Raw genomic sequence first — 15,375 nt, forward strand, 5'->3', positions numbered from 1 at the left:
TATGCGCTTGCCAGCCGGCGCCACCCTAGCGTGGCGCCGGCTGGCAATCCGTCTGCCGGCTATGGCGGGCGGTGCGTGGGGGCCTTCGGGCCCGCCGGACTGACATCAACCCGGTGTTCGAACCACGTACCGTCCGCCACTTTTATGGGTGGCGGCTACCGATTGCCCTGCACGGAGCCTTGCCATGAACGAGTCGGACTTCCCGCATCTGCACGCCTACCGCAGCACCGCCGGCGACGACGGTTCGCCACAAGCCGCGCCGCCAGTGGACAGGAACACCTTCATTGCCAACCTCCACCGCATCGGCTCCGGTGCGGCGGCCGACGGGCAACCCTGGCCGGAGCGTCACCAGCTGCCCGGCCGCCTCCTGGCCCTCGCCGATGCCGATTGCGCGCTGAGCGGGTTGCGGGTGGTGCTGGAAATGCTGCTGGCGGCGGAGCGCACCCGGCAGAATGGCGAACCCGGGCAGTACGTGGGCGACCGGGTGATGGAGGGGTTGGTCATGGCCTGCCAGTCGTTGTGCGCGCAGGCGGTGGGGCGCTTGCAGCCCGAAGGGTGAATGTCATGTGCAACGCCCTTCAGCGAGAACCGCCTTCCACCCGACATGCCAGCGGCGTAGCGCCCTTCGCCGAGGGAATCGCGAGTACATTCCAGCGCTCGGCCAAGGTGCGTTCGACGCGGAAAGAAAATGACCGTGCCTCGGCGGGCATCTTCCCTTCAGAGAAGCCGATGGCTATCTCGAAGCGATCCAATCCGAAGTTCCCCGCCTCCAGTCCAGAGCCATCTTCCCGCTTCACTCCGACGTAGACGACAGGGCGCTTCACGTCCACCTTTGCTCTGGCAAGCTGGCGATCCAATTCAGCGCTGCCATCGAAGTACTGCATTCCTTCGTCGTTGGCGATAGAGCTGAGGGTCTGCTTGAACCGATTCACGCCCTCTTGGTCATGCACGCAGAACTGGATCATCTTGAAGGGCCGCTTTCCTACAGCCCATGCGCCGCCAGAGAATCCAAGTCCGACTCCAATCAGAAGTAGTGCTGTCAGGATCCTCACCATCATCAAGGCCCCAGTTTGCAGAGTGTGGCGGACAACGTCGCCGCAGGGCCAAAAATCATGACCCCAAACACATCTCCGCTCGGTCTTCTCAGGCCGCTTCCCTTGGATGAGGGAGACCGTGTCGGGGGTGAGGAATCTGGGCACGGAATGTCCTTCAGGGCACTGCACCCGCCATCGGCAGATGCTCGATCCGCCATGTCCTGGCGTAGATGAGAATTACGCTTCCGGTCGAGGTGGTCTCGATACGGAAACACTTCAGGCCGGACAACGGATAGCCGACCGCCTTCCAACGATCAAGAAGATGAGCAAGCCCCGGCTCGTCGTCCTCGACCCTGGCGAACTCTATTCCCTCCTCCCCCAGTACGCCGAAGTTCATGAGCGCCGAGCACCCGTAGGCTTCCGAGAAGCAGACGGTTGCCTGCCGGCCGTCCGGCCAGCGCACGTGGACCTTTACCTCGTCGCATACGCCAGGTTTGCTCCTGTCAATGTTGATGGCCAGCAACGTGGCGTCACACCATTCGAGCAAGTTGAAATCTTCGTTCATCCACTGGAATCCGTCAGATGCATACGACGGAGGTGCGACCCCGGTCGCCCCTTCCTCTCTCTCACCGCTCCTGGAGCTCCCCAAGATTGAGATCCCGGGCATAGGAGCGCCGACTACTGATCTGCACCGGCTTGGATGCGAAACTCCGGCCGTCCCTGCATTCAACGGCGAATTGGTAGCTCTGGGGTTCCGGCCCTGCAACGACCATCATGGGGACCGAGAATGTGCTTCCAACCGGTTTCGACGAAACTACACCTTCGCCCTCCCCGAGCATGCTCAGCTCACAATCCAGAGCGCGAACGTCACCCTGACCTGGCGGCACGCTTCCCGAGACGCGCACGATCATATCGCCACCCAATGTTGCACAGCCGGCCAGAACCAGACCGGCCATGACAGCTGCGGCACACCTCACCTTTGGCATCCTCGGATCCTCAGTACGCACTGCGACGTCTCACGCATACAACCATTCAGGTACGCATCAACCTCATCAATAGATACCCGCCATGATACGAATGTAGTCGTCGAGCGAATCCACCCGCCGATTGACTGCAATACCCCGTTCTTTCGCGAGCGATTGAAGCTCGAATATTAAAACTCCATACCCCGAGTCCCAGCCATCAGCTTCACCAGGCGACAGTTCCTTCGAAAATCGATCTCCAGGACGGAGCTTCCCGGAGGGCAAACGAAGCTCGTCTGCAACATGCTCCAGCAGCTCCACTACGGTTTCCTGATCCAGGCCACTGTCCGCATAGTATTGGTCATAGAAGCCAGTTGGCGACAGCGCCTCTCTTTCTCTCATTTTTTCTTTCATTTCCATTCGCCTCCATCCACCGCCTGCGCTGCAGCCACAATAGAGCATGGAGCCGATATCCCATAGGTCCTCCCGCACAGTCGTCACCGCGGCCCAGCAATCTTCCTGCCGAACGCCAGGGTGCTTAAAGCTTGCCGGACCATCCGATCTTCCTACACGGCCCTCCCATTCGTGAACACGGACCAGTGGCAAGGTCGATTTGACACATACCCGAACCCACACGACGCTCGGCGGGAAAGTGCCGAATCAGGCACCGGGAAAGGAGACCGCCACGTGCCCCTCACGCATTTCGCTTACTGGGTGAGACCGCCCAGCCACCTATAATTTTATTCCGCTGTAAACAAGGCCCAGCTCTTCATCGCGCATGACCCAGCGGCCAACATTTCCCTCCGGACACAGATAGAACTTGCCGCCATGGCTTGACGCTCGCGACCACGCGTTGCGGGCAAACTGAGGAAATCTCCGCATGACTCGCGCGTCGGACATCTCCGGCCTGCTCATCGGCCTACATTCTTCGGGCAAAGCAAGAACCCCGCTGGTCAGGCGGAAAACCAGCCACGATTCATTTGTGTCCATGTCGTGCGACTCGCGTATGTTGACTGCATCCTCTGGCAACCATGAAGGCAACCATTTCGATTCACCGATTGCTTGCCTTGAGACGGCTTGATTGCGGTCTGCATACTCGGTGCTGGCAACTTCCATGCAACCAGAAAGTGCGATTGACAGCGTCACGATTTGGAGCAGCTTGGAAGCGTACATCTGAGGCATCCGAGTCATCAGCAAGGGAAGTTTCCACCGGGTCGATAGCTCCCGCACATCTGCGAGCAACTCCGCGTACGGCTCATTTGTCCAGATGATCGTCCGAGGCGGTTTGCCAGCTGATCCGCAGCGGAGTCAGCGGTGGAGTCGCCCTTGATGTTTTGATCGAACCACTATAGTTATCGAACCACTATAGTTGTAGAACCACCCGCTCGCATCCGTGGCCTGCTGGCCCGGGAAGCGCAATGCCAGTTCGAACGCCACACCATCACCATCCGGATCGGCACTCGGAAGCTGGTTGCCGAACACCTCGCTCTTGTTGCTCCACTCCCAGATCGCGACATCACGCGCTGGATCGATCACGACACGCGGCGTGCCCAGATGATCCGGCTGCACGTAGGCCAGCTCCGGCACGCCGGTAGCCGGCACATTGATCAGCGCCACCGGGTAGTTGTCCAGCCAGATGGCCTGCTGTTGCGCCTGGCCCGTGGCCGAGTAGTTGCCCAGCCACTGCCCTGCTTCGTCATACAGCGTGATCTGGGCAGTTCCACCGGCAGGGGTACGCAGCACGCGCTCGCCGCGATGGTTGTAGGCGTTGCTTTCCTGCACGGCATTACCCTGCTTCACCGCGTTCATGCGGTTCGCATCGTTGTAGATGAACGTCTTGCTGCCGATGCTGGTGGTATTCCCCGCTGCGTCATGGTTGCGCACCTCGCCATCCACCGCAGCCAGGCGATGGCTGGTTGGGGGATAGGTGTAGCTGGCGGTGCCTGCCGAAGTGGTCAGCGGGGTGCGATTACCGGTGGAGTCAAAATTCTCAAGCCCCCTCTTCGAAGAGGGGGCTGAGAAGGCACGCTACTCTTGTGATCCACCAGCCAAATGCTGCTTTCTCCTCAAGGCAACGAGAAAGAAGGCTGTCGCAGCTAGCAACGCGCCACACGCATCCCAGATTCGGTCAAGCCACAGCATCAAAGTGAAAATGGCCAGCCACATTACAGATAGTGCAAGAAACCATCCGCGCGTCAGCTTCATAGGGCTCAATACACAGTTTGAATTCCAACCATAGCGCAGACGATACCCAATACAACCTAATAGATTGCCGGCATCCCTTCCTCCAACTGCTGCAACGCCGGCGACAAAGGGCAAAAGCAGCGTCAGATCCGACGCACCAGATGCCGGCAAGGTCAGCCGCGTTGATAGGGGGGGGCGGAAGAACCCGCAGCGCAGGCGCAGCGACCTCATGCACCATGACTTCCTGCACAGGGAGTAGGTGTTATACCTCACTACATTACCAGCACGACCCGTCGCGAGGTCGGCAGGCTGTGGCACTCCGCTGCAGACCTGACCCATCGGAAGGGCTGGCACGCGCACGGCCCAGGGGAACGGCAATGAAGAGCAGCCGAGTGACGTTGTGGGCGCTGGCCGCGATGATGGCCGCAGTGGGCACCGCGCACGCAGGGGAAATCCAGGTGGATCGAGGCGCTTACGCACTGCAGGCCGAAGAAACGGGGTCAGGCCCGATCACCGTGGTCTTTGAATCCGGTTTCGGCCAGGGCGCAGCCGCCTGGAAGGAGGTGGTTGCGGGTCTGGGGCGCGACTACCACAGCATCACCTACGCCCGTGCGGGACTCGGCAAGTCCGGCAGCGACGGTCACCCCAAGCGCATCGATGCGCATCTGGCCGACCTCACGGCCGTGATCGATACGCTCGCCCCCGGTCGCCGCGTTGTGCTGGTGGGTCATTCCTATGGCGGTCTGCTGGCCACGGAGTTTGCACGCCGCCATCCGGAGCGCCTGCAGGGCCTGGTGCTGGTGGACCCGGCCACGATGGGGCAGCGCCATGCGTTCAAGCAGGCCGACAGTGCCCGCGTGCAGGCAGACGATGCCCAGCTGCGGGCGATGCTGCCGCCGGCCATGGCCGCCGACTACGCCGTGCTGACCGAACAACTGGATGCACCCGGTGCGGAAACCCCGCGCACGATGCCGGACGTGCCGGTGGCGCTGCTGACTGCAACCCAGCTGGCTGCCGAACCGCTGTTCTTCGAAGAAACCGCAGCGGGCAAGGCGCTCTGGAAAGCACAGCACGCCCTGCTCTTCTCGGGGTTCACGCGCGGTACGCATCGCTACCTGGCAACCGGCCACACCCTCCAGCGCGAGGACCCTGCTGCGGTGGTGGCCGCGATTCAATCGGTCTCCGACACCTCGAAGTAGCCGTTCCAGGCAACGGCTTCCCCCGTTGTTCCCCGCTACTGCCCGCGCAGGCGCACCGCGAAGTACCGCGCCGGGGAAAGGCCAAGCGCTTTCTTGAACATCGTGATGAAGGCCGTCACCGACTCATAGCCCAGCGTCTCGGAAACGCGTTGTACCGGTGCGCCCGCGGCGAGTTCCCGAATGGCGATGAGCAGGTGCAGCTGCTGCCGCCAGCGCCCGAAGGACAAGCCCGTTTCCCGTTCGATGAGCCGGGTCAATGTGCGCTCGCCCAGGGCCAGGCGCACCGCCCACTGGCTGATGGTGCTGCGATCTGCCGGATCCGCCGACAGCGCCGCCGCCAACGCCCGCACCTTCGGGTGATGGCTGACCGGCAGCGACAGATGCTCGGCCGGCATCTGCACCAGTTCGTCCAGCAGCACCCGCGCCAACCGGTCGGTGTGGCTGCCATGCGGGTAGTCCAGCGGCGCGTCGGCCAGGTGCAGGATCATCTCGCGCAGCATCGGCGAGATCGCCAGCGTCACGCACTGCGCCGGCAGGTCGACGACGCCGGGCTCGACGAACAGGTAGCACAGGCGCGCGTTGGCGGTGGCGCGATTGCTGTGCGGCATGCCGCCCGGGATCCAGACGCCACACTGGGGCGGCACGATCCACAGCGCGTTGGCCACTTCGCAGGTCACCGCCCCATGCAGCGCAAGAATGAGCTGGCCCTTGCGGTGCTCATGCACGGGAATCTCTGCGTCGTGCTCGGCCACCTGCAGGCGGCTGGCGACCGCCGGGCGATCGGTCTCGTCCGGGTCCAGGTCAAAGCCGGGGAGCGAAATGCGAGCCATTCTCACATTGACCTGTTTTAGCGATTGGTTGTCATTGTAGCGAAATTCGCCAGTGCGGCCGATCACTAGCATGAGCCGCATGCCCTCCCCCACCCCTTTTCGTCCCCATGTGTTCCAGGCATTCGGCCGGTTGAAAAGCCCTGCCCTCAGGACCGACCAGGAAGCAGCGCTGTTCTCGCTCAAATGCCTGCTCGCCGCGTCACTGGGGCTGTATGTCTCTCTGCGGATCGGCCTGAATCGCCCGTTCTGGGTGATCGGCACGGTCTATCTGGTGTCGCAGCCCCTTTCCGGGGCAACACTGAGCCGCGGCCTGTTTCGCCTGCTCGGTACCGTGGGTGGGGCCGTCGCCACCGTCGCGCTGGTGCCACGCTTCGCCAATGCCCCCCTGGTGCTGAGCGCCGCGCTCGCCACCTGGATGTCACTTTGCCTGTATCTGGCAATGCTCGACCGCACGCCACGTGCCTATGCGTTCCTGCTGGCCGGCTATACCACCAGCCTGATCGGGTTTCCTGCGGTGATGGTGCCGGCAGACGTGTTCACCATCGCCATCACGCGGGTGCAGGAAATCGCCATCGGCATCCTGGCCGCAACGCTGGTCCATGGGCTGGTGCTGCCGCGCCGGGTTTCGTCGCGCGTGCACGCACGGGTCGCTGCCGTGCTGGATGACGCGGAACGATGGACACGGGACCTGCGCGCCGGCGCATCGGACACGGTGCTGGCGACGGACCGCTCGAAAGTGGCGGCGGACCTGCTCGAGCTGCATGTGCTGTCGATCCACCTGCCCTTCGACAGCGCCCACGGCGTGGCCCAGGTACAGATCCTGCGCGCCCTGCACGACCGGATGCTGGACGTCCTGATGCTGTCCAGCGCGGTGGAAGATTCCATCGACCGGCTGCGTTCACCACAGGCCGGCGCGATGGATGCAACGGGCTGGCGCGATCTGCTACAGGCCGGCCTCGCCGCGCAACAGACGGAGCTCGACCTCGCCCACGCCGACTGCCGCGTGCTGCAGGCGCAACTGCACACCGCCAGGCCCCACTGGCGTCGGCATGTACCTGCCCGCCTTGCGCGACATGTGCAGGGTGCGGTACTTCACCGGGATCATCGGCTTGCCCTGCGCAGCGCGCTGGGCGCGTTCGTCGGCATCCTGCTGAGCTGCGTTCTGTGGATCGTTACCGGCTGGTCGGACGGCGCCACGGCGGTGTCCATCATCGGCACGGCGTGCGTGCTGTTCGGCACGATCGAAGCGCCTGCGCCGCATGTCATGCGCTATCTGGTGGGGTCGTTGATCGGCGTTGCCGTCGGCCTGCTCTACGGTCTGCTGATCTTCCCCGCGCTGTCCGATTTCGTCGGCCTGATTGCCGCGCTGGCGCCTGCGCTGCTGCTGTGCGGATCGTTCCTGGCCCGGCCTCCCTTCATCATGGCTGCGCTGGGCGTGGTGCTGACGTTTCCGCTCATCGCGGGACTGGGCGCGACCAATACGGTCAACATCGTCGGCGCACTCAACAACAGCGTTGCATTGTTCATCGGTACGACGGTGGCACTGTGCAGCATGCAGCTGTTCCAGACCGCCGATGCGGGCCGCAACCGCGCTCGGCTGGAGCGTTCGATCCGCCGGGACATCGCACGACACGCCGCCGGACAAGGTGATGTGACACGCGCCTGGCTCAGCCGCATGCTGGATCGAATCGGGCTGCTCGCTCCCAGGCTGCAGGGCCGTTCCAGCGCAGGACACGACCTGCGGGCATTGTTTGCGGATGTTCGTGCGGCACGTGCATCCAGCCAACTCCGCGCACTGGAAAGGTGCCTGGACAATCCGCAGGTCCGGGCGCTTCATGCACTGCTGATCGAACGCATCGCCGAGCATTTCAGGGTTCGTGCCCACCCGCCGCGCCGTATCGACACCCATCTTCTGGAAGTGCTGGACCGAATGCGCGAAGCAGTGGTTACCAGCAGTGGGGCTGATCGGGAGCATCTGTCGCACCTGCTCTGCGGGTTGCACCGCGACCTTCTCGTACCTTTGTTCACCCACCGGCGCTGACCTCATGCTTCCTGATCTTTCGATTGACGGCGTGCTGATTCCCGGCCTGCTTGCGGTGGCCGTCGCCGCGCTGGCGCTGTCGGTACTGACCTCACGTTTCCTCGCCAGCCTTGGTCTGTACCGGTTGTTCGCCGCGTGGCCACTGGTGGGTCTGTCCCTGTTCGTGATCCTGGCGGAGCTGATGATCCGGCTCGCGCCCCTGTTCGAGAAATGAGATGAAACACACGCTTGCTGTCATCGGGCGCTGGAGCGCAACCCTGGTGGTGTTCGCAATTGCCGTCGTCGCTGCACTGGCCATCTGGCATCGCTACGAAACACGCCCGTGGACGCGCGATGGGCGGGTGCGCGCCGACGTGGTGCGCGTTGCGTCGGACATGGGGGGATTGGTCACCCAGGTGCTGGTGCACGACAACCAGCGGGTGAGCGCCGGACAGCTGCTGCTGGTGCTGGACCAGCCGCGCTTCGCTGCCGCACTTGAGAAGGCCGACGCAGCGGCCAGCAGCGCACGCGCCACGCTGGCACTGGCCCGCCGCGAATCGACGCGGGACGACGCACTGGGCAACCTGGTCGCTTCGGAAACCCGCGAACGCAATGCCGCCAAGGTCGATACCGAGCTGGCCGCCCTGGCGCAGGCGCGGGCCGAACAGCGCGTTGCCCGGCTCAATGTGCAACGCACCGAGGTGCGTGCGACCACCGATGGCATCGTCACCAACCTGGACCTGCACGCGGGCGACTACCTGCAGCCGGGGGCACAGGCGCTGGCGCTGATCGACACCCGCAGCCTGCGCATCGAGGGCTATTTCGAGGAAACCAAGCTGGCCTGCATCACCGAGGGCGATGCCGCCGTGGCCCGGCTGATGGGCGACGACCACGACGTGCGCGGGCACGTGGATACCATCGCCGCCGGCATTGCCGACGATCAGCGCTCAAGCACCCACAACCTGCTGCCGGCGGTGGCGCCGACCTACACCTGGGTGAGGCTGGCACAGCGGATCCCGGTACGCATCCGCATTGACGATGCGCGGCCGGATACCCGCCTGATCGTCGGTCGCACTGCAAGTGTGACCATCACGCCCTCGGCACAGGGAACCTGCAAGTGAGCCTGCGAACACTACGCGGTGGGCTGCTTGCCCTGCTGCTGCCGATGACGGCCTGCGTCTCCGGCCCCGACTATCACCTGCCTGCGAATGCCGTCGCAGCTTCACAACGGGCTGCGCGGGCGTTCGTCTCAGGCCAGGACGCACCGTTCAGCCACGACGCGCCACCGGATCGATGGTGGCAACTGTATGGCGACCCTCAGCTTGACGCCTACGTACGCGAGGCACTGGCGGCCAATACCGACCTGCGCGCCGCCGATGCCAACCTTCGGCGCGCCAGCGCGACCGTGCTGGAGTACCGCGCGCGCGGTGCCGTGCAAGGGGACGTGGATGCATCGGGCACGCTCGTCCATGCCGGTGGCTACACCCAGGCGTCGGCCGCGCCGCAATCCTATGCGCTGGGCCTTCACCTCTCCTATCCACTGGATCTTGCAGGCGGCATCCGCCGCGGCATCGAAGCCGCCAACGCGGACGCGGAGGCGGTTGCTGCGGCACGCGACCAGGTCCGCGTGGTCGTCGCTGCGGCCGTCACCCGTGCCTATCTCCAGGTGTGCACAAGCAATCACACGCTCGCTGCAACCCGGCAGGTGCTGGCGATACAGCGCGCCACGCTGGAGGCAACCCGACGCCTGGCTGCAGGCGGACGCGGAACGGACTTCGATGTCAGCCGTGCCGGTGCAGCCGTCAATCGCAGCGCGGCGGCGATACCGCACCTGCTGGCGGAACGGCAGGCCTCACTGTTCGAACTGGCCGCACTGATGGGCAAAGTCCCGGCAGACTATCCCAAGGAAGCAGGAGGGTGCCCACAGCCCCCTGAGCTGCAGCAGGCATTGCCGGTCGGTGACGGCTGGCAGCTGCTCCAGCGGCGCCCTGACGTACGCGCAGCCGAACGCAGCCTGGCCGCCGCGACTGCAATGATCGGTGTCGAGACGGCGGGTCTCTATCCGCAGATCACCTTGGGCGCCTCTTCGGGCGTGGCTGGCACACCGGCGCATCTGCTTTCCGCCGACAGTTTCGGGGCGAGCGTCGGGCCGCTGCTGTCATGGCACTGGCCCAACCGCCGCGTGGCCAAGGCCCGCATCGCAGCGGCCGGTGCCAATGCAGATGCGGCTCTTGCTTCCTTTGACGGCGCGGTGCTGCAGGCACTTCGCCAGACCGAGACTGCGCTTTCTGCCTGCACGCAGGCGCTTGAACGCGAGCGCAGCCTGGCACAGGCGCGTGGGGACGCAGCGCGGGCCGCGGGACAGGCGCAGCAGCTCTACCGTTTCGGCAGGATCGATTTTCTCGATGTGCTTTCGGCCCAGGCCGCGCTGGCAGGTGCGGAGTCCGCATTGGCCGCATCGCGCGCGGACCGGGTCGATCGCCAGATGGATCTGTTCCTGTCACTGGGCGGCGGCTGGGGCGCATTGGGTCCGGCCCCGGACGGGGCCCGTTGATCCGTTCCGGGGCGGCGACTGCACGTCACGCTGTGTGTTCAGGAAAGTGCCGCGCACACCCGTATTCATTCACGCTGTCTGCCCTATATTCCCGCCACAGCGCCGCATGCTGCGGCCATGACGGAGGCACATCCATGAAGACCACACGTTTGCTTGCCATCGCTTTGACCACCGCCACCGCGTTGGCTGCGGCCCCCGCCTTCGCCGATCCGCCGCACCACGCCCGCGGCAACGGCCCGCCGCCGCATGCAGGTGGCCCGCACAACCGCGATGCGCCGCCGCCGGGCTGGCAGAAGAAGGCCTGGCGTCGTGGCGACCGCCTCCCTTGGGCCGAAGTGGACCGCCGCTACTGGGTGGACGACTACGCGCGCTATGACCTGCGCGAGCCGGGCCGCGACCGGCGCTGGGTCCGGCAGTCCGATAACGAGTACCTGTTGGTGGAGATCGCCACCGGGCTGATCATCGACGCGCTGCATCGCTGACACCTCCTGCGGTGTCCCTCCGCGCGGCAGAACGCCGCGCGGAGAGATACTTCACGACCTGGGCTGTGACGATCGGCGGCGCTTATGCCCCCGACGCTGTACCTGCCTTCGCGGCCGCCCGGCATGCATGCCCTCCCGCAATGCGATATACGCGCACATCAGCGCTGTGGCAAACAGTCCCATCGCCACCAGCAGTTCGAATCCCCGATCACCGAAGAGCAGGCGGAGGGAGACCTCCAGTGAGCACAGCCTGCCACAGCGCAGGCCCTGCTCGTTGAAGCCATGGATGAGCACCAGCACGCCCATCAGCCCGCACAACGCCATCAGGGCCAGGCTTGCGATGAAGATGAAAGGTCGATGGATGCGCATGCGTTCGTCGCGGTCTTCTAGGGTGACGTCAAGCGCGACGTTGTGAGCACGCGATCGGAAGCATCCAGCTCCACCGACCAGGCTTCGGTATCCAGGCCCAGCCGGTTCTCATACCACCATCGCTGCGCACAGCGACCACTGCATCCACGGCTGGCATAGCGGGTAAAGGGAGCAGCGGCGTGCTCCACCACGTCAGGTTGCCCCAGCGCCTGGAGTACTCCGGCCTTGCCCGCCCCCGGCCGAACCGAGGCAAGCGCGCGGGAATGCCACGCCGAGATTGCCGAGCAACCGGCAACGTACGCCAGGAACAGGCCGGCAAGCCCCCACATCAATGTCCTCATTGACAGATCCCCTCCTGCGCCGCGCGCCCGCGCATCATCCGCGCAGACCTTCCTCAACGTCAAACCGGCCTGTTGCGGCGCCCGTCATCCGTGCTAGCGTGCGCCGACCGATGATTCAGGATGAACACAGGGACGCCCGTCGATGGCAGGCAAGAGCCGGAAGGACAGGATCGCGCAGGAGATCGGCCTGTTCATGCAGCAGTACGCGCGCAAGGCGCAGCGCCATGCAGAACCCTGCGACCGGCCGTACGACCGGGGCTGGGAGAGCGGCTCAAGCGCTTGCCGCCCTTGGAAGTGGGTAGGCTGCTTTCCGCAGAGCATGACGAGGATGACCAGCCCCGTTGCATGGGCCAGGCGCGCCATTGTCGTGACGTTCTGTAGCGCGCTATGCGCCTGCGGTATGGTGATGGACAGTTCGTTCGACACCCTGCAGGAGGCGCTTGACTCCGACAGGGTGAACAAGGGGTGGATTCCCGGCTGGGTGCCGCAAGCGGCGACCGATCTGCGCGAGGTCCATGACCTCGACTCCAACACCAGCGCGCTGGCCTTCACCAAGCCCCCTGCGATACCACTGCAGCTGCCTGCGGATTGCCAGGCGACCACATTCAACAACAGTGATCCTGTTGCATTCAATCGATACTGGTGGCCTGGCAACGCGACGCTCAGTGCGTCGTACCGTGTCTTTCGCTGCGCGCCCGAATCCGGAAAATCCGTCTTCGTCGCCGTCAACACGGCCGAAGACCACGTGCTTTTCTGGCGAACCGACGCGCGGTGATGCGCGAGCGCCACCTCACTCCTCCCCAGGACCCCCATGATGCCCAAGGCACGTGCACGCTCCGCCGCCCTCGCCCTTCTGCTCCCGGCGTGGCTGCCAGTCATAGCCGCGCAGAACGCCCCTGCCGACGTCAAGGCCATCGAACAGGTGGTCGAATCGTTCCGCACCTCGCTGATCAACAAGGACAAGCCGACCTACATGAGCCTGTTCTTCTCTGACAAGCCGGAAGATATCGGCTGGCAGTTCGTTTCCGAGGACGCGCGCCTGCAGGACATCCGCAAGGCCAAGCCCGATGCGATCAAGGCGCGGCAGATTCCCGCCAACAACTTCATCGCGCTGATTGACGGGGCGGTCGCCTCGCCGAAGCCGAAGGAGGAAAAGTTCTCCAACACGAAGATCGAAACGGACGGCGATGTGGCTTCGGTGTCGTTCGACTACAGCTTCCACGACGATGGGGTGAAGACCAACTGGGGCAGGGAAATGTGGCAGCTGGTCCGGACCGAGCAAGGCTGGAAGATCTTCTCGGTGATCTACTCGATCCGCGATTCACGCAGCCCGGCCGATTGAACGTCTTGAGGACGCCGAGCGCGGATTGCGATCCATTCAGCCAGGGCATTGGCATCCGGCAAGGGATCGGGCAGAGTTCGGCCACGCGCAAGGACGCTCGCAATGACCCGCCTGCTGATCATCGAAGACAACCCCGAACTGGTTGCCAACCTGTACGCCTTCTTTGAGCCACTCGGCTATGTGCTGGACGACGCCCGTGACGGCGCCAGTGGCCTGCGTCGGGCCACGCAGAACGACTACGATGCCATCCTGCTGGACCTGATGCTGCCACGCCTGGACGGGATGGCGCTGTGCCGGAAGCTGCGCCAGGAGTTCCAGAATCCGGTGCCGGTCCTGATGCTGACGGCGCGCGATCCGGTCGAAGACCGCGTGCAGGGCCTGGCGCTGGGCGCGGATGACTATCTGGTCAAGCCCTTCTCGCTGAAGGAGCTGGATGCGCGGATCAAGGCCCTGGTGCGACGCGCCCAGGGCCGCCAGGTCGACAGCGTACTGGCGTGGAAGGACCTGCAGGTCGATACGCGGTCGCCGCAGGCCTGGCGGCAGGGACGCTGCATCGCGCTGACGCCCACCTCGCACAAGCTCCTGTTGTGCCTGGTACGCGCGGCACCCGCCGTGGTCCGCAAGCAGGAGATGGAATACCTGGTCTGGGGCGACGAGCCACCGGACGGCGGCGCGCTGCGTACCCACATCCATGAGCTGCGCCTGCAGGTGGACCGCAGTTTCGACACCACGCTGATCGCCACGGTGCACAGCGTCGGCTGGCGCATGCCGGCGTGACCCCCGCCGCTCTCTACCGGCGCTTGACCCTGCGCACCCGCATCACGATTTCGTTCGTGCTGCTGATGGCCGGCGCCATGGGCTTCATCGTTCTGGCCGAACAGGTGGACTACGACCAGGTACGGGCCGCCGTCGTTGGACGCACCCAGGACAGCCAAGTACGCCGCCTGCAGGACGAACTGGCTCGTGGCCAACGCCCCGCCCTGCCCTCCGGCAGCGCACTGTACGATGCCCGGAACGTACCTGTGGTGCTGCGCCAGTATGGCCTGGGCTACCACGGCGAAGCAGCACCCAACGAGTGGCACCTGCGCGTGTTCGACAGTGGCGGACAGCGCTACTACCTGCTGCAGGACGCGGCGCCTTATGGCTATCTGGAATACCTGATCAACGCCTTTGCAGCGCTGGTCATTTCGATCTGCGTGCTCGGCGCCTTCCTGATCGGTCGCAAGGTGGCGTCGCACGTCATCGCGCCCATCACGCAGTTGGCCGATGCCGTGCAGAGCGGGCGGAAGCCCTTTCCCTGCCAGGACGCACGCGACGAGATCGGTGTTCTGGCCCGCGCCTTTGCCCGGCACAGTGATGAACTGGAGCGTTTCCTTCACCGCGAGCAATGCTTCAGCGGCGATGCCAGCCATGAGCTGCGTACGCCGCTGGCCATCATCGGCGGCGCTGCGGAAACCCTTGCCTGCCAGCTTCCTCCTGACAGCCATCTGGTTCCCAGCGCAGAGCGCATCCTGCGTACTACCCAGGAGATGCAGCGCCAGTTGTCCTGCCTGCTGTTGCTCTCTCGTTCCCCCGGCTCAGTCCCGCGCAGCGAGGTGGCTTTGCGTCCGTTGATCGAGTCCTGCGTGGAACGCTGCCAGCCCTGGCTGGCCGGCAAGCCGGTCGGCATCACCGTTGATCCCGGTCGCGAGGTAACGATGCACACCAATCCGGACCTGGTACACAGCGTGATCTGGAACCTGACGCGCAACGCCTGCCAATACACCGAACAGGGCAAGGTCCGGATCACCCTGGACACCACCGCACTGATCATCGCAGACACCGGCCCCGGCCTGCCCTCCAGCATCGACCCGCAGCAGTTCCAACGATTCGTGCCCGGGGCACCGCACAGCGGCGAAGGATTGGGACTCTCCATCGTGCAGCGCATCGTCGAACACCTTGGCTGGACAATGACGGTACAGTCCTCGGAGCGCGGCTGCCGGTTCGCCCTGCACTGGCCTGCGGCCCGCATCTGACGTATTCCTGACAGCGGCGTGCACATGCTCGGGGTTGTCCCAA

At 64.6% G+C, this 15,375-nt stretch carries 19 protein-coding genes and 1 pseudogene; 11 read left to right on the forward strand and 9 right to left on the reverse strand.

Annotated elements, in window-relative coordinates:
* Positions 1-184 precede the first annotated feature (184 nt).
* Positions 185-559, forward strand: a complete 375-nt coding sequence (locus ACSYHF_RS11420) for a hypothetical protein (protein ID WP_065179221.1) — start codon at positions 185-187, stop codon at positions 557-559.
* A 19-nt stretch (positions 560-578) separates the two neighbouring features.
* On the opposite strand, the gene ACSYHF_RS11425 is transcribed toward ACSYHF_RS11420, so the two are convergent.
* The 6 genes and pseudogenes from ACSYHF_RS11425 to ACSYHF_RS11450 all read right to left on the reverse strand — a co-directional run bounded on the left by ACSYHF_RS11425 (position 579) and on the right by ACSYHF_RS11450 (position 4,411).
* Positions 579-1,058 (reverse strand): hypothetical protein, encoded by a 480-nt coding sequence (locus ACSYHF_RS11425; RefSeq protein ID WP_240431616.1) that lies wholly within the window; start codon positions 1,056-1,058, stop codon positions 579-581.
* A gap of 151 nt (positions 1,059-1,209) precedes the next feature.
* On the reverse strand, positions 1,210-1,599 hold the full coding sequence (locus tag ACSYHF_RS11430; protein ID WP_061479978.1) for a hypothetical protein: 390 nt from the start codon (positions 1,597-1,599) through the stop codon (positions 1,210-1,212).
* A 487-nt stretch (positions 1,600-2,086) separates the two neighbouring features.
* Complete coding sequence (locus ACSYHF_RS11435) at positions 2,087-2,416, reverse strand: hypothetical protein (RefSeq protein ID WP_005416874.1); 330 nt, start codon at positions 2,414-2,416, stop codon at positions 2,087-2,089.
* 312 nt (positions 2,417-2,728) lie between these two features.
* A complete protein-coding gene (locus tag ACSYHF_RS11440) occupies positions 2,729-3,169 on the reverse strand; it encodes a hypothetical protein (protein ID WP_134955520.1) in 441 nt (146 codons plus the stop codon).
* 192 nt (positions 3,170-3,361) lie between these two features.
* A pseudogene (locus ACSYHF_RS11445) lies at positions 3,362-3,982 on the reverse strand (RHS repeat-associated core domain-containing protein); the annotation flags it as partial.
* A 42-nt stretch (positions 3,983-4,024) separates the two neighbouring features.
* The gene (locus ACSYHF_RS11450) at positions 4,025-4,411 is read right to left on the reverse strand and encodes a hypothetical protein (RefSeq protein ID WP_134955521.1); all 387 of its coding nucleotides are present in this window, start codon (positions 4,409-4,411) and stop codon (positions 4,025-4,027) included.
* A gap of 146 nt (positions 4,412-4,557) precedes the next feature.
* On the opposite strand from ACSYHF_RS11450, the gene ACSYHF_RS11455 reads away from it, so the two are divergent.
* Positions 4,558-5,379 (forward strand): alpha/beta fold hydrolase, encoded by an 822-nt coding sequence (locus ACSYHF_RS11455; protein WP_447575665.1) that lies wholly within the window; start codon positions 4,558-4,560, stop codon positions 5,377-5,379.
* Between the two features lie 35 nt (positions 5,380-5,414).
* Here the strand turns inward: ACSYHF_RS11455 and ACSYHF_RS11460 are convergent, their stop codons facing one another.
* Positions 5,415-6,209, reverse strand: coding sequence for an AraC family transcriptional regulator (locus tag ACSYHF_RS11460; protein WP_005416883.1), 795 nt, complete (start codon positions 6,207-6,209; stop codon positions 5,415-5,417).
* A gap of 70 nt (positions 6,210-6,279) precedes the next feature.
* Here ACSYHF_RS11460 and ACSYHF_RS11465 point away from each other — a divergent pair, with 70 nt between their 5' ends.
* The 5 genes from ACSYHF_RS11465 to ACSYHF_RS11485 all read left to right on the forward strand — a co-directional run bounded on the left by ACSYHF_RS11465 (position 6,280) and on the right by ACSYHF_RS11485 (position 11,265).
* The gene (locus ACSYHF_RS11465) at positions 6,280-8,250 is read left to right on the forward strand and encodes an FUSC family protein (RefSeq protein ID WP_271162914.1); all 1,971 of its coding nucleotides are present in this window, start codon (positions 6,280-6,282) and stop codon (positions 8,248-8,250) included.
* Between the two features lie 4 nt (positions 8,251-8,254).
* The gene (locus ACSYHF_RS11470; protein ID WP_005416886.1) at positions 8,255-8,464 is read left to right on the forward strand and encodes a DUF1656 domain-containing protein; all 210 of its coding nucleotides are present in this window, start codon (positions 8,255-8,257) and stop codon (positions 8,462-8,464) included.
* Between the two features lies 1 nt (position 8,465).
* On the forward strand, positions 8,466-9,350 hold the full coding sequence (locus ACSYHF_RS11475) for an efflux RND transporter periplasmic adaptor subunit (protein ID WP_032954245.1): 885 nt from the start codon (positions 8,466-8,468) through the stop codon (positions 9,348-9,350).
* Positions 9,347-10,783, forward strand: a complete 1,437-nt coding sequence (locus ACSYHF_RS11480) for an efflux transporter outer membrane subunit (RefSeq protein WP_447575666.1) — start codon at positions 9,347-9,349, stop codon at positions 10,781-10,783. Before ACSYHF_RS11475 ends, ACSYHF_RS11480 begins: the two co-directional genes overlap by 4 nt.
* A 134-nt stretch (positions 10,784-10,917) precedes the next feature.
* Positions 10,918-11,265 (forward strand): RcnB family protein, encoded by a 348-nt coding sequence (locus ACSYHF_RS11485; RefSeq protein WP_065185701.1) that lies wholly within the window; start codon positions 10,918-10,920, stop codon positions 11,263-11,265.
* Between the two features lie 51 nt (positions 11,266-11,316).
* Here ACSYHF_RS11485 and ACSYHF_RS11490 read toward each other — a convergent pair whose 3' ends face one another.
* Together ACSYHF_RS11490 and ACSYHF_RS11495 are read right to left on the reverse strand one after the other, a co-directional pair.
* The gene (locus ACSYHF_RS11490) at positions 11,317-11,634 is read right to left on the reverse strand and encodes a hypothetical protein (RefSeq protein WP_005416890.1); all 318 of its coding nucleotides are present in this window, start codon (positions 11,632-11,634) and stop codon (positions 11,317-11,319) included.
* Between the two features lie 17 nt (positions 11,635-11,651).
* Positions 11,652-11,963, reverse strand: a complete 312-nt coding sequence (locus ACSYHF_RS11495; RefSeq protein WP_271162982.1) for a hypothetical protein — start codon at positions 11,961-11,963, stop codon at positions 11,652-11,654.
* Positions 11,964-12,117: 154 nt separating this feature from the next.
* On the opposite strand from ACSYHF_RS11495, the gene ACSYHF_RS11500 reads away from it, so the two are divergent.
* The 4 genes from ACSYHF_RS11500 to ACSYHF_RS11515 all read left to right on the forward strand — a co-directional run bounded on the left by ACSYHF_RS11500 (position 12,118) and on the right by ACSYHF_RS11515 (position 15,332).
* Positions 12,118-12,750 carry a hypothetical protein gene (locus ACSYHF_RS11500; RefSeq protein WP_447575667.1) on the forward strand — a complete coding sequence of 211 codons (633 nt, stop codon included), beginning with the start codon at positions 12,118-12,120 and terminating at the stop codon, positions 12,748-12,750.
* Positions 12,751-12,786: 36 nt separating this feature from the next.
* Positions 12,787-13,317: a nuclear transport factor 2 family protein gene (locus ACSYHF_RS11505; protein WP_095377092.1), complete on the forward strand. Its 531-nt coding sequence runs from the start codon at positions 12,787-12,789 to the stop codon at positions 13,315-13,317.
* A 102-nt stretch (positions 13,318-13,419) separates the two neighbouring features.
* Positions 13,420-14,094, forward strand: a complete 675-nt coding sequence (locus ACSYHF_RS11510; RefSeq protein WP_095377093.1) for a response regulator transcription factor — start codon at positions 13,420-13,422, stop codon at positions 14,092-14,094.
* The gene (locus ACSYHF_RS11515; RefSeq protein ID WP_111129134.1) at positions 14,091-15,332 is read left to right on the forward strand and encodes a sensor histidine kinase; all 1,242 of its coding nucleotides are present in this window, start codon (positions 14,091-14,093) and stop codon (positions 15,330-15,332) included. Before ACSYHF_RS11510 ends, ACSYHF_RS11515 begins: the two co-directional genes overlap by 4 nt.
* Positions 15,333-15,375 lie beyond the last annotated feature (43 nt).

Source organism: Stenotrophomonas maltophilia group sp. P373 (assembly GCF_053295075.1).